We start from the raw sequence: 14920 nt of genomic DNA on the forward strand, positions 1-14920 counted from the left end.
GTCCATTGTCCTCAGCGGAACGAGGTGAAGACGGCCGTGCCCACCGAAGTGACCACCTGGCCCGCCGGGCCGGTGCCGGTCGCCGTGGCCGAGTTCACCACGCGGCGCAGCGCCACGTCGGCCGCGGTCAAAGTATGGCTGGCCGTGCACTCGATCGAATCACCCGGAACCAGCGCACCGCCGAGCAGTGCATCGAAGGCGCCGTGGAACAGCTCGTCGCCGGGCAGCACGCGGAACGGCGTGCCGTTGGCGGTGAGCGGTTCGCACTGCAGGTTCTGCACGCGCGGATCGAACAGCTGCACCGCGGTCAGCGGCACCGTGCCCGGGTTGCGGATGGTGAAGCGGTAGCCCAGCACATCGCCGACATCGCCGTAGCGGTTGCCGTTGTTGTCCTGCTGCAGGGTGACGGTCTTGACCAGGCGGATCAGCGCCACGTCGGCGTTTACCGGCGCGCAGGCCGAGCTGTCCAGGTCGAAGCTGCCGCTGATCGCCGCCGCGTTGTACAGGCCGTTGCCGGGCGCGCCGCTGCAGCTGGCGTTCTGCAGCGAACCGGGCTGCACGCCGATGGGCACGCTCACCGTATAGGTATGCGTCGCACCTGCCGCCACGCTCACGCTGCCGGCGGAGAGCTGCACCGCCACGCCGTTGACCGGCGCGAACTGGCCGCCGCTCAGCACCGGATTGACCGTGCCGCCGCTGGTGGTGACCTGGGCGTTGCCGGTGAAGACGACGCCGTTGGGGGTGAACTGCAGCGTGTCGGTCAGCGTATAGGTCGCCGCGGCGCCGCCGACGTTGACCACCTCGATCTGGTAGTTGGCGCGATAGGCCGAAGGACCGGTCGCAGTGACCGAGGCGACGGTCTTGGTCAGGCGCAGGTTCACCGTCGGCACCACCACGCAGGCCGGATGGTTCGGCGTCACGGTGCAGTCCGGCGGAGTGCCGTCGTCCAGCGCCACCGCATTGGCGATCGCGGTCACGCCCGAGGGCAGCGGATCGGCCACGCGCACGGTGAAGGTCAGCGTGGCCACGCCGGGCTGTACGCCGTTGTGGGCGGGCACGTTGACCAGCGCGTCGCAGGCCGTGCCGGCGGGCGAACCCACCGCGCAGCTCCACAGCGGTGCGCCCGTGACGAAGCTGGTGTGCTGCGGCACGGTCTCGTTGACCAGGGTGCCGGTAGTCGCGGTGCCGCCTTCGTTGCGCACGGTGATCGTATAGGTCAGCTCCTCGCCCGGCTCGGCCACGCCGTCGGCCGTGATGCTTTCGCCCGACAGCGCCTTGGTCACGCTGATGTTGGCGGCGGTCGGCGTCACCACGCACTGCGGTCCGCCCGGCGGGCAGGCCGGCGGCGTTGTGCCGGTCACATAGGCCAGGTTGTTCACCTGCGAGGCGCCGGCCGGCAGCGGCGAGGCCACCCGCACCTGCACGGTCAGGACCAGCGTGCCGCCGGCCGGGACGGTCAGGCCGCTCCAGGTGACGTTGCCGGCCGCGGCGGTGCCGCCGTTGCTGGCGCTGACGAAGGTTACGTTCGGATCCATGCGATCGGTGACGCCGACATTGGTCGCGGCCACGCCGCCGCTGTTGCTCAGCGTGATGGTGTAGGTCAGCGTCTCGCCGGCTTCGGCGATGCCCGCGGCCGTGCCGTCTTCACCGGTCAGCGTCTTGACCAGGCTGACGTTGGCCTGCAGCGGATGGGTGGTGCTGCAGGTGGTGCAGTCCGGCGGATTGGTACCGCCGCCGCCCGTGGCGGCGACGCTGTTGCCGACGCTGCCCGTCGCGTTGTTGTTGACCGTCGCGGTGTAGCTCACTGCATACGTGCCCGGCGCGGTGCCGGACGGCAGTGTGCACTGCACCGAACCCGTGCAGGTGAAGCTGCCGGCGCTGGTCACGGAACCGAAGGTCTGGTTCGCGCTCAGCGTATCGGTCAGCACCAGCGGGCTGGTCAGGGCTGCATTCGCCACCGTCGCCGTCAGCGTATAGGTGATGGTCTGCCCCGGAGTCACCGAAGTGCCGCTGGCCGGGTTGGAGGACTTCACCACCGACACCACCGGATTCAGCGGATGCGTGGTGCTGCAGGTGGTGCAGTCCGGCGGATTGCTGCCGCCGCCGCCCGAGGCCACCACGCTGTTGCCGACCGTGCCGGTGGCGTCGTTGTTCACCGTCGCGGTGTAGCTCACCGCATAGGTGCCTGCAACGGTGCCGGACGGCAGGGTGCACTGCACCGAACCGGAACAGGTGTAGGCACCGGCGCTGGTGACGGAACCGAAGGTCTGGTTGGCGCTCAGCGTGTCGGTCAGCACCAGCGGACTGGTCAGCGCGGCATTCGCCACCGTCGCGGTCAGCGTATAGGTGATGGTCTGGCCCGCCGTCACGGCCGTGCCGCTGGCCGGGTTGGAGGTCTTCACCACGACGATGCCGGGGTTCAGCGGATGGGTGGTGCTGCAGGTGGTGCAGTCCGGCGGATTGCTGCCGCCGCCGCCCGTGGCGGCCACGTTGTTGCCGACCGTGCCGGTCGCGTTGGTATTGACCGTCGCGGTATAGCTCACCGCATACGTGCCCGGCGCGGTGCCGGACGGCAGCGTGCACTGCACCGAACCGGTACAGGTGTAGGCACCGGCGCTGGTGACGGAACCGAAGGTCTGGTTGGCGCTCAGCGTGTCAGTCAGCACCAGCGGGCTGGTCAGCGCGGCATTGGCCACGGTCGCCGTCAGCGTGTAGGTGATGGTCTGGCCCGCCGCGACGGCCGTGCCGCTGGCCGGGTTGGAAGTCTTCACCACGACGATGCCGGGGTTCAGCGGATGGCTGGTGCTGCACGTCGTGCAGTCCGGCGGATTGGTGCCGCCGCCGCCTGTGGCCACGACGCTATTGCCGACCGTGCCGGTGGCGTTGGCGTTCACGGTCGCGGTGTAGCTCACCGCGTAGGTACCAGGCGCGGTGCCGATCGGCAGCGTGCACTGCACCGAACCCGTACAGCTGTAGGCGCCGGCACTGGTGACCGAACCAAAGGTCTGGTTCGCCGTCAGCGTATCGGTCAGCACCAGCGGGCTGGTCAGCGCGGCATTGGCCACGGTCGCGGTCAGCGTATAGGTGATGGTCTGACCCGCATTCACCGAGGTGCCGCTGGCCGGGTTTGATGTCTTGACGACGGAAACCAGCGGGTTCAGCGGATGGGTGGTGCTGCACGTCGTGCAATCCGGCGGATTGGTGCCGCCGCCGCCCGTGGCCACGACGCTATTGCCGACCGTGCCGGTGGCGTTGGCGTTCACGGTCGCGGTGTAGCTCACCGCGTAGGTACCCGGCGCGGTGCCGATCGGCAGCGTGCACTGCACCGAACCCGTACAGCTGTAGGCGCCGGCACTGGTGACCGAACCAAAGGTCTGGTTCGCCGTCAGCGTATCGGTCAGCACCAGCGGGCTGGTCAGCGCGGCATTGGCCACGGTCGCGGTCAGCGTATAGGTGATGGTCTGACCCGCATTCACCGAGGTGCCGCTGGCCGGGTTTGATGTCTTGACGACGGAAACCAGCGGGTTCAGCGGATGGGTGGTGCTGCACGTCGTGCAGTCCGGCGGATTGGTGCCGCCGCCGCCCGTGGCCACGACGCTGTTGCCGACCGTGCCGGTGGCGTTGGCGTTCACGGTCGCGGTGTAGCTCACCGCGTAGGTACCCGGCGCGGTGCCGATCGGCAGCGTGCACTGCACCGAACCCGTACAGCTGTAGGCACCGGCGCTGGTGACCGAACCGAAGGTCTGGTTGGCCGTCAGCGTATCGGTCAGCACCAGCGGGCTGGTCAGCGCGGCATTCGCTACCGTCGCTGTCAGCGTGTAGGTGATGGTCTGGCCGGCGTTGACGGAGGTGCCGCTGGCCGGATTGGAGGTCTTCGCCACCGACACTACCGGGTTCAGCGGATGCGTGGTGCTGCACGTGGTGCAGTCCGGCGGATTGGTGCCGCCGCCGCCCGTGGCGGCCACGTTGTTGCCGACGGTACCGGTCGCGTTGGTATTGACCGTCGCGGTATAGCTCACCGCATAGGTGCCCGGCACCGTGCCCACCGGCAAGATGCACTGCACCGAACCGGTACAGGAATACGCACCGGCACTGGTCACCGTACCGAAGGTCTGGTTCGCCGTCAGCGTGTCGGTCAACACCAGCGGGCTGCTCAGCGCCGCGCTGGAAACCGTGGCGGTCAGCGTGTAGGTGATGGTCTGGCCGGCATCGACGGACGAGCCGCTGGCCGGGTTCGAGGTCTTCACCACCGACACCACCGGATTCAGCGGATGCGTGGTGCTGCACGTGGTGCAGTCCGGCGGATTGGTGCCGCCGCCGCCCGTGGCGACGACGCTGTTGCCGACGCTGCCGGTCGCGTTGTTATTGACCGTCGCGGTGTAGCTGACCGCATACGTGCCCGGCGGCGTACCGACCGGCAAGGTGCATTGCACCGAACCGGTACAGGTGTAGGCACCGGCGCTGGTGACCGTACCGAAGGTCTGATTGGCGCTCAGCGTATCGGTCAGCACCAGCGGGCTGCTCAGCGCCGCGCTGGAAACCGTGGCGGTCAGCGTATAGGTGATGGTCTGGCCCGCGGCCACCGTGGTGCCCGTGGCCGGGTTGGAGGTCTTCACCACCGACACCGCCGGATTCAGCGGATGCGTGGTGCTGCACGTGGTGCAGTCCGGCGGATTGGTACCGCCGCCGCCCGTGGCGACGACGCTGTTGCCGACGCTGCCGGTCGCGTTGTTATTGACCGTCGCGGTGTAGCTGACCGCATACGTGCCCGGCGGCGTACCGACCGGCAAGGTGCACTGCACCGAACCCGTGCAGGAATATGCACCGGCACTGGTGACCGTACCAAAGGTCTGATTGGCGCTCAGCGTATCGGTCAGCACCAGCGGGCTGCTCAGCGCCGCGCTGGAGACCGTCGCGGTCAGGGTGTAGGTGATGGTCTGGCCCGCGGCCACCGTGGTGCCCGTGGCCGGGTTGGAGGTCTTCACCACCGACACCACCGGATTCAGCGGATGCGTGGTGCTGCACGTCGTGCAGTCCGGCGGATTGGTGCCGCCGCCGCCCGTGGCGGCCACGTTGTTGCCGACGCTGCCGGTCGCGTTGTTGTTCACCGTCGCCGTGTAGCTCACCGCATACGTGCCCGGCGGCGTACCGACCGGCAAGGTGCATTGCACCGAACCGGTACAGGTGTAGGCACCGGCGCTGGTGACCGTACCGAAGGTCTGATTGGCGCTCAGCGTATCGGTCAGCACCAGCGGGCTGCTCAGCGCCGCGCTGGAAACCGTGGCGGTCAGCGTATAGGTGATGGTCTGGCCCGCGGCCACCGTGGTGCCCGTGGCCGGGTTGGAGGTCTTCACCACCGACACCGCCGGATTCAGCGGATGCGTGGTGCTGCACGTCGTGCAGTCCGGCGGATTGGTGCCGCCGCCGCCCGTGGCGACGACGCTGTTGCCGACGCTGCCGGTCGCGTTGTTGTTCACCGTCGCCGTGTAGCTCACCGCATACGTGCCCGGCGGCGTACCGACCGGCAAGGTGCATTGCACCGAACCCGTACAGGAATACGCACCGGCACTGGTGACCGTACCGAAGGTCTGATTGGCGCTCAGCGTATCGGTCAGCACCAGCGGGCTGCTCAGCGCCGCGCTGGAGACCGTCGCGGTCAGGGTGTAGGTGATGGTCTGGCCCGCGGCCACCGTGGTGCCCGTGGCCGGGTTGGAGGTCTTCACCACCGACACCACCGGATTCAGCGGATGCGTGGTGCTGCACGTCGTGCAGTCCGGCGGGTTGGTGCCGCCGCCGCCCGTGGCGACGACGCTGTTGCCGACGCTGCCGGTCGCGTTGTTATTGACCGTCGCGGTGTAGCTGACCGCATACGTGCCCGGCGGCGTACCGACCGGCAAGGTGCACTGCACCGAACCGGTACAGGTGTAGGCACCGGCGCTGGTGACCGTACCGAAGGTCTGGTTTGCCGTCAGCGTGTCAGTCAGTACCAGCGGGCTGCTCAGCGTGCCGCCGGTGACGGTCGCGGTCAGCGTATAGGTGATGGTCTGGCCGGCGGCGACCGTGGTGCCGCTGGCGGGATTGGAGGTCTTGGCTACCGAGATCACCGGCGGCGGCAGCGGATGGCTGACGCTGCAGGGGCCGCAGCTCGGCGGGTTGGTGCCGCCGCCGCCCGTGGGCACGACATTGTTCGCGACGCTGCCGGCGGCGGAGCTGTTCACCGTCGCGGTATAGGTCAGGCTGTAGGTGCCGGTGGCCGTACCCGCGGGAAGGGTGCAGGTCAGGCTGCCGCTGCAGCTGAAGCTGCCCGCGCTGGTCACGCTGCCGAAGGTGAGGCCCGTGCCCAGGGTATCGGCCAGGCTCAGGATGGACGTGGTCGGCGCGTTCGCGACGGTCACGCTCAGCGTATAGGTGATGACGGTGCCGACATTCACCTGCGTGCCGGCGGCCGGCGTGGAACTCTTCACCACGCTGATTACGGGCTTGGCCACCACGGTCTGCGCGGTGGCGGTGTTCGGCGCAGGCGCACCGGCGGTTTCATTGGTGGCGGCGATCGTCGTCGTCAGCGGGATCGGGCCGGGGTTGGTCGGCGCGACGACGTAGTTGAAGTTGAAGGTCAGCGACTGGCCCGTCGTCAGCGACGTCGGCATGCCGGTGAAGGTGATCGTGCAGGCCGGTGCCGGGTTGTAGGTCGGCGTCACGCCCGCGGGCACCTGGGTGAAAGTGATCGACGCCGGACAGGTAGCCGGCACGGCCGGATTGCCCAGCACGACGGAATAGGTCACGCCGTTCGCCGTCGCAGTACCGGCATTGCTGAACACGAAGCTGCCGTAGGCCGTGCCGCCGCTGATTACCGAGGAAGTGACATTGACCTGGGTGGTGACGTCCACGCCGGTGGTCGGCGGCACGATCACGACCGGCTCGATGAACTCGGCGGATTTCTCCAGCGCCCAGAGATCCAGGCCCTTGGCGGTGCCGAAGTATTCGTTCGCGCTGTTGTTGCAGTCGGTGTTGTTGTCGTTGGAGCCGCCCCAGGACCGGTAGTAGTTGCCGCTGCCGGCAAGGTTGGCATCGGCCGAATCCACGCCCAGCAGCGAATAGCTGGGGACGGGCTGGGCGATGGCGCTGCCGGCGCCGCAGAGATGGGCGTTGAGGGCACCGATGAGCGTACCGTTGGCCGCGCGGTAGCCGCGGTCGTCGTAATAGACCGTGGTGCCCAGCGAGCCGTTGAGCTTGGCCAGGGTCGGGCCGCCGCTGAGGTTGCCTTCCACGTCCAGCATCGGGAAATGGATTTCGCCGTTGCGGCCGACGATGCGGAAGTTGTAGCTGCCGGCCGGGAACGGCGTGTTGTTGTTGTCGCGGCCGTCCCACAGCACGCTGTGGCTGCCGGTCAGTGCGGTGCCGGTCAGCACGCGGTTGAGCGGGTTGGCCGGATCGTAGTCGACGCCGTTGCGGCTGATCACGATTTCATAGGTCAGCGTGTTGACCGTGTTGAACGTGAAGGTGCCGCCGGTGGAGAAGGTCGAGGTATTGCCGCCGAGGTTGCCGACGAAGCTCGGCGAATTCAGCTGCGGCGCCGTGGGCGTGGTCGGGATCGCCAGCGCGGTCAGTACCCGGTTGACTTCGGTATTGGCCGGACCGCCGGGGGAGACATCGCTGAAGAAGATCGGGTACTGCGGCGGCTGCGCGGTGATGCCGGCGGCGCCCGAGGGGCCGTTGGTGACCAGCTGGCTGCTGCCGCGGAAGTCGTGATACAGGGCCGCGCCGTTGGTGTCGATGAAGCCCGAGGCGTTGGCGTAGAACGCGGCGCGGTTAGGATCCAGGCCGCGGAAGCTCTGGCGGTAGCGGTAGCCGTCCAGCGACACGTAGTACAGGTCGTTGTAGATACGGCGGCCGTTGGCGTTGTTGTAGATGGTCCAGGCGTAGGTGAACAGGCGCCCGTTCAGGTCGGTGACCGAGGTCGCGCTGCTGCGCACGGTCACGTCCCAGGCCGAAGTCAGGTTGCCGCCCAGGACCTGCGGCGTGGCGACCGAGGCGTTGTTGGTCTGCCCGCCGCTGGTCGCGCCGGTGAAGCGCACACCGTAGATGCCAGTGCTGGGCGCCACGTACCAGCACGGCGCGAAGCCGCCGATGACGGCGCCCGAGGCGCTGGCATTGTCGGGACCGGCCAGTTCCTCGGCGCGGGTGGCGATGGTGCCGCGGTTGGCCTGGCTGCTGCAGGCGAAATTGGCCGTGCCCGGAATCGTCTCCATGCCCTTGGGGCCGAACGACTGCGGGTTATAGACCAGCACGTCGCCGCCGTTGCTGCGGTTGCGCGAGCCGAGCAGGATGTATTCGCCGGCCTGGGCGTAGACGTAGAGGAACTGGTTGCCGGCAGCGACGCCGGCGAACGTGTTGGTATTGCTGGCGTCCATGACGCCGCGCGTACCGCCGGCGGGATAGGTGGACGGATACAGCGTGCGGCTTCCTTCGGCCAAGGCCGCCGTGGAAATCGGCAGCATCAGCAGTGCAAGCAACGCACGCAGACAACGGCGTCCTGGGGGCGGCGGCGCGCTCCCGGCGGCTCTGGTCGACGGCATAAGTTCGATCCCTCTGTAAGTTGCGACAATCGCGCAGTTCAAGCGGCGACTTCGGGCAGAAGGATCGTGAATTAGTTACAGAGCGGCCATGCACGCTGCCTCACGCAATCTCACACAATCTCACGTGGGTGCGCTCCGGAGGCTGGGCCGGGGTCAGATGGACAGTGGCCGCATAGCGCAAGTTCGCGAAGGAAACCATCGGAACTTCAAGGAAAAACCTTTACTCCCTGCACACACCGGCGAAGCGTCAAGCGGATCCCGGCGGTGCTCTGCACCGGGGCCGGATCGCGGCGAGCGGTGCACTCTGTTGCAATTGTTATGTACTTTTCATTGTCTGCATGCCCGCCGTCTGCGTGGCGCATCGCAGTTTTGCAGCACAGTTGCGGCTGCATTGCGCGAGAACGCGCACGGCGCGCAGCGGATCGGCCGTCAGGTATCGCGGCAACCGGTGCAAGAACACAGGCCCGCAGACACGCATACGGCGGGGACTGGCAGCCGCGCGGAGCGGCCAAAGCCCTGCGCGGGCCGGCGCCGGGAAATGGGAATTTGTGGCAAAAACGCGAAATACACCGTGAGGGTGCGGGATTCGCGGTGAAGACCAGGGAAATCCGCGTGAGGAATCCGCGCCGTCGCGGGCACGCGAATCCGCCGCAGGCGAACGCGCCGGCGTCCGAGGCTTGCGGCGAAAACCAGCCAGCTCGCGCGTACCGCGCCGGCCGCGCCGCCGGCAGTCCTATGGAACGCCGGCGCGCACTGTTTCCGCCGCTGCTCTCGCTTCGCCGGCGCTGCCGGCCAGGGGCAGCTCCAGGCGGAACGTGGTGCCGCGGCCGGGCGCGCTTTCCACCGAGAGAGCGCCGCCGGTGGCGGTAACCACATCGTAGGCCACGGCCAGGCCCAGGCCGCTGCCCTGCCCGTCCGGACGGGTCGTGAAGAAAGGCTCGAACAGACGCTGGCGCACTGCCTCGTCCATGCCGTGGCCGGTGTCGCCGAAGGACAGCAGCACACGGTCGTCGGCCAGCGGTTCCACGCGGATGTCGAAGCGGCCGCCGTCGGGCATGGCGTAATTGGCGTTGGCGGCGAGATTGAGCACGATCAGCTCGAACTCGCCGCGATCCATGCGCACCTGCGCCGGCTGCGGCGCCGGCGCGAAGGCGATGCGCACGTCAGGATTGAACAGCTGGCGCAGCATGGGCTGCATCTCGGCCAATGCGGCGTTGAGATCGAACACCTCGGCCAGCCCCATGCCGCGGTGACTGAACGAGGTCAGCTTGCGGCTCACCGCGCTGGCGCGGCGCGCGGCGGATTCCACGCCGTCGAGGGCGGCGCGCACCTGGTCGCGGTCCTCGGCGGCCGCGCCGCGGGCCGCGTAGCCCAGGATCAGGGTCAGCAGATGATTGAAGTCGTGCGCGACCCCGGCGGCGAGGCGGCCCACGGCTTCGACCTTCTGCGAATGGATCAGCTGCTGGTGCAGGCGTTCGCGCTCGGCCATCTCCGCTTCCAGCCGCGTCTTGGCCACGGCCAGCTCGTCACCGCGTGCGCGCTCGGCAGTCAGGCTTTCGCGCAGCGCCACACCGCCGCGGTCGACCACGACGGTAATGAACAGGAAGATCGACGCCATGACCAGGGCGAAGGACGCGAGCGCGCCCCATGTATCCATGCCGGGACGCACGTGGAAATCGGTCACGCTGCCGGCGGCGAAGGCAAGTACCAGCCACAGGTACAGCAGCCACAGCGCGCGCCGTCCCGCCATCAGACCGGCGACCACCAGCCAGGCGGCCTGCAGCGGCAGCTCGAACATGTTCGCCGTCATGCCCTGTTTCACATACGCATCCATCATCAGCACGGCGATCGCGCCGAGCATCAGATGCAGCGCGAGCTGATAGCGGCCGCGGCGTATCAGCGCCACGCACAGCGCGGCGAGCAGGCTCAGGCCCAGGCTGCCGAGCATGGCGCCGGTTTCGGTGGGATGCCACGGCCGCTCGGTGAACAACACCCGGTGCAGCCAGGCCAGCGGCGGCAGCCCGGCCAGCATCAGCAGTACGACCTGCAGCGTCGGCGCGTTGCGCCGGTCCACGGCGTCGGCCACCGGTACGGCGCGCAGCCAGTCGCGCACGCGGCGCATGATGGAGAATCCCTCGGCCATAGCGGTTCCAGCTCCCTGTACCCGGATGCGACGAACGTCGCCGCAAAATCCCCACCTCTGCCGCGCCGTCTGCCGCCCTAGCCTCCCGGCACCAGCACATAGCCCACGCCGCGCACGGTATGCAGCGGCAGGGCGGCCATGCCGGCCTCGGCCAGCTTGCGGCGCAGGCGATGCATGACCATGTCCAGCCGGTGCGGATCGAAGGCCTCGGCATCCTCGGTCAGGCCGGCGATCAGGCTTTCCCGCGGTACCGTCGCATTCGCCGCGGCGAACAGCGTGCGCAACAGCACGCGCTCGCTCGCGCTCAGGTCGGTGCTCAGCCCTTCCGGCGAGGCCAGGCGCCAGCCATCCGCCTCCAGCCGCCAGGGGCCGCGGCCCGGCGCCGGCACGGGCGCGAGCCGGCGTGCCACGCTGCGCACGGTGGCGCAGAGCACTTCGGCGTCGATGGGCTTGGTCAGGTAGGCGTCGGCGCCGATCTCCAGGCCGCGCACGCGGTCGGCACTGGTACCGCGGCCGGTCAGCATCACGATGCCCACGCCGGAATTCGCACGCAGGTGGCGCGCGACCTCGAAACCGCTCTCGTCAGGCAGGATGATGTCGAGCACAACCACGGCAGGGCTGCGTTCGACCATGGCGCGATACAGTTCCGCCGCGCTGCCGGCGACGGCGACGCTGCAGCCGGCGGCGCGCAGCGCCGGCTGCAAGATCACGTCGCGCAGTTCCACATCATCCTCGACGAGGATCACATGCAGGGACGGAAGCAACGACACCGCGGCCGACGAATTCATGCGCCGATATTAGAAGTTCGCCTGCCCTGATACCACCCCGGACGGTGTGGCGAATCGTGTCAGGCCGCCCTGAGCAAGGACACTTATGCCCCTCCGGCCTATGCGGACGCCGCACCTGTTTTCGCGCTGCGGACACGCGGCGCGGGCAAGGGAATATTTCACTTTGTTGGCAGCGCCGCTCGCGCGCCGAACTTGCCTGCATGATGCCCGCTCCGGTTGCGGACCACGGCGGATATTTTCCGCCCGCTTCCCGCCGCCGACGTTGCCGCAATTGCACTGCGCTCGCCCTGCCCGGCGGCGTTATGGCGAAATGCTTTTTCGTTTTTGCGCGCACGGGAAAGCGCAACCGGCACGGCATTTCCCACTCGGGCGGAAAACAAAAACCCCGGCGCCAGGCCGGGGTTTGAAGTGAAACTGGAGCGGGAAACGAGACTCGAACTCGCGACCCCGACCTTGGCAAGGTCGTGCTCTACCAACTGAGCTATTCCCGCGTATTTAATTGTCAGCGTGCGAAAGGTGGAGGCCTGGGTCGGAATCGAACCGGCGTACACGGCTTTGCAGGCCGCTGCATGACCACTCTGCCACCAGGCCAACTTTCGCATCCGGGCCACGCCGAAACGGCTTCCCGAAAAAACAAAACCTCGGTGAACCGAGGTTTTGAGGAAATCGTGGAGCGGGAAACGAGACTCGAACTCGCGACCCCGACCTTGGCAAGGTCGTGCTCTACCAACTGAGCTATTCCCGCACCGGAGACCGCGCATTTTAGGGAGTTGGGAAACGATGTCAACACTTGATGGCGAATTTATTGCTCGGTGTGCTGCTCGCCCGCCTCGTCGCGCGCGCGCAGCACCGGCCAGGCTGCGCGCACGTAGACCAGTGCCGACCAGATCGTCAGCGCGGCCGCGGCCACAAGCAGGTATTCGCCGATGCGGTACAGGCGCAGCTCGGGGAATTCGTGCTGATGCAGCAGCACGACCAGGGCGATCATCTGCACCACGGTCTTGATCTTGCCGACCGCAGCCACGCGCACTTTCGCACGCTGGCCGATCTCGGCCATCCATTCGCGCAGCGCGGAAATGCTGATCTCGCGCCCGACGATGACGGCGCTGGTCACCGCCAGCAGTTCGGTCGGGTTCTGCTGCACCAGCAGGAACAGGGTGACCGCGACCATGAGCTTGTCGGCGACCGGATCCAGGAACGCGCCGAAGGCCGAGGTCATGCCGTAGCGGCGCGCGATCCAGCCGTCCAGCCAGTCAGTCAGCGCCGCGGCGATGAAGATGCCTGCCGCCGCCAGGTTGGCCCAGGCCACCGGCAGGTAGAAGACGATCACCATGACGGGCAGCAGCACGATGCGGAACAGCGTCAGCAGCGTCGGCAAGGTCAGACGTATCGGTCGCACCAGGCTTCCTTAGTTTGAGTAGTCGTTGCGGCGCCGCAGCCGGCGCGTTGCGGCGGCGGCGGCGCACGCCCGGCCGGAACGGCCCGAGTGTGACACGCCCGCCCGTGGATCAGCCATGAAAGCGGGCATAGATGCGCTCGGCGAGATCTCTGCTGACGCCTTTCACCTGCATGAGTTCCTCCACCCCGGCCGCGGCGATGCCGCCTATGCCGCCGAACTGCTTGAGCAGGGCCGAGCGCCGCCGCGCGCCCACGCCGGGGATCTCTTCCAGACTGGATTTCTCGCGCGCCTTCTCGCGCCGCTGGCGGTGGCCGGTGATGGCAAAGCGGTGGGCCTCGTCGCGGATGGCCTGGATCAGGTGCGAGGCCGGCGAATCCGGCCCCGGCCAGATGGACTGGCCGCTGGCGCCCAGGATCAGGGTCTCGTGACCGGCGCGTCGCTCCGGCCCCTTGGCCACGCCGACCACCTGCACGCCGCTGACGCCCAGCCCGGCGAGCACATCCAGGGCCTGGGCCACCTGGCCCTTGCCGCCGTCGATCAGCAGGATGTCGGGCAGCAGGCCTTCGCCGGCGGCCAGGCGCTTGTAGCGCCGCTCCAGCGCCTGGTGCATGGCGGCATAGTCGTCGCCCGGGGCGATGCCGCTGATATTGAAGCGGCGGTAGTGCGACTTCTCCGCGCCCTCGGGGCCGAACACCACGCAGGAAGCCACCGTGGCTTCGCCCATGGTGTGGCTGATGTCGAAACACTCGATACGTGCCGGCACTTCGTCCAGCTGCAGCAGTTCGCGCAGCGTCTCGAAACGGTCGCGCACGGTCTGGCGGCTGGCCAGGCGCGCGGCCAGTGCGGCGGCGGCGTTTTTCTGCGCCAGTTCCAGGAAGCGCGCACGCTCGGCGCGTACCTGGGATTTGATCTCGACCTTGCGCCCGGCCTGGCTGGCCAGGGCTTCGGCCAGCAGCGGCATTTCCTCGCCGGCGTGGCTGACGATGATTTCCTCCGGCAGCGGCCGCTCCAGGTAGTACTGGGCGATGAAGGCGGCGAGCACATCGGCCTCGCTCGCATCCAGCGGCAGGCGCGGGAAGAAATCGCGCGAGCCCAGGCTGATGCCGTTGCGGAAGAACAGCACCGAGACGCAGGCCAGGCCGTTGTCGATGCGGCAGCCCAGCACGTCCATGTCGGCGCTGGCGCCGTGCACGTAGTGGCGCGCATGCAATTGCTTGAGCGTGGCGATCTGGTCGCGCAGGGCGGCGGCCTTCTCGAATTCCAGCGTGCGGCTGGCCTGCTCCATGCGCGCGACCAGTTCGTCGATGACCTGGGTGCTCTTGCCTTCCAGGAACAGTGCGGCGTGGCGCACGCTGGCGGCGTAGTCGTCCGCGCCGATCAGGTTCACGCAGGGCGCGCTGCAGCGCTTGATCTGGTACTGCAGGCAGGGCCGCGAGCGGTTGCGGAAATAGCTGTCCTCGCATTGGCGCACCAGGAACAGCTTCTGCATCAGGGCCAGGCTCTCGCGCACGGCGTAGCCGCTGGGGAAGGGGCCGAAATAGCGCCCCTTCTCGTTCTTGGCACCGCGGTGGAAACCCATGCGCGGCGCTTCCGGGCCGGCGGAGAGAAAAATATACGGATAGCTTTTGTCGTCCCGCAGCAGGATGTTGTAGCGCGGCTTGAGCGACTTGATCAGCTGCGCTTCCAGGATCAGCGCCTCGCCCTCGGTGCGGGTCAGGGTGGTTTCCACGCGCGCAATCTGGCTGATCATGGCCATGATGCGCGGCTCCAGCCGCGGCTTGAGGAAGTAGCTGCCGACGCGCTTCTTGAGGTCGCGCGCCTTGCCCACATAGAGCAGCTCGCCGCGCTCGTCGATCATGCGATAGACGCCGGGCGAGTTGCTCAGATGGCGTACGAAGGCCTTGCCGTCGAAGGGCGGGCTGGCGGGGCTGGATTCCATGTCTTGCGCGTGCGGGGTCCGGACAGCACTTATGTGCGCTCAGGCGGCCGAATCAAGCCCCCGCGGCGCCGGCCG

5 protein-coding genes and 3 tRNA genes are annotated in these 14920 nt (G+C 68.1%); all 8 read right to left on the bottom strand.

Translation table 11 applies throughout. The features are described 5' to 3' along the window. Positions 1-11 precede the first annotated feature (11 nt). The gene (locus tag NM961_RS11575; RefSeq protein ID WP_255914510.1) at positions 12-8498 is read right to left on the bottom strand and encodes a beta strand repeat-containing protein; all 8487 of its coding nucleotides are present in this window, start codon (positions 8496-8498) and stop codon (positions 12-14) included. Positions 8499-9309: 811 nt separating this feature from the next. Then, on the bottom strand, positions 9310-10719 hold the full coding sequence (locus NM961_RS11580) for a sensor histidine kinase (protein WP_255914511.1): 1410 nt from the start codon (positions 10717-10719) through the stop codon (positions 9310-9312). Between the two features lie 77 nt (positions 10720-10796). After that, a complete protein-coding gene (locus NM961_RS11585) occupies positions 10797-11507 on the bottom strand; it encodes a response regulator transcription factor (protein WP_255914513.1) in 711 nt (236 codons plus the stop codon). 415 nt (positions 11508-11922) lie between these two features. Beyond that, a tRNA-Gly gene (locus NM961_RS11590) sits at positions 11923-11998 on the bottom strand. A 26-nt stretch (positions 11999-12024) separates the two neighbouring features. Then, positions 12025-12098 (bottom strand) — tRNA-Cys (locus NM961_RS11595). 78 nt (positions 12099-12176) lie between these two features. Further along, positions 12177-12252: transfer RNA gene (locus tag NM961_RS11600), tRNA-Gly, on the bottom strand. Positions 12253-12309: 57 nt separating this feature from the next. Beyond that, positions 12310-12897 (bottom strand): CDP-diacylglycerol--glycerol-3-phosphate 3-phosphatidyltransferase, encoded by a 588-nt coding sequence (pgsA, locus tag NM961_RS11605; RefSeq protein ID WP_255914626.1) that lies wholly within the window; start codon positions 12895-12897, stop codon positions 12310-12312. A 118-nt stretch (positions 12898-13015) separates the two neighbouring features. After that, positions 13016-14845 carry an excinuclease ABC subunit UvrC gene (gene uvrC / locus NM961_RS11610; RefSeq protein WP_255914514.1) on the bottom strand — a complete coding sequence of 610 codons (1830 nt, stop codon included), beginning with the start codon at positions 14843-14845 and terminating at the stop codon, positions 13016-13018. Positions 14846-14920: the final 75 nt, after the last annotated feature.

This window comes from Tahibacter harae, assembly GCF_024437735.1.
Lineage (GTDB): Bacteria > Pseudomonadota > Gammaproteobacteria > Xanthomonadales > Rhodanobacteraceae > Tahibacter > Tahibacter harae.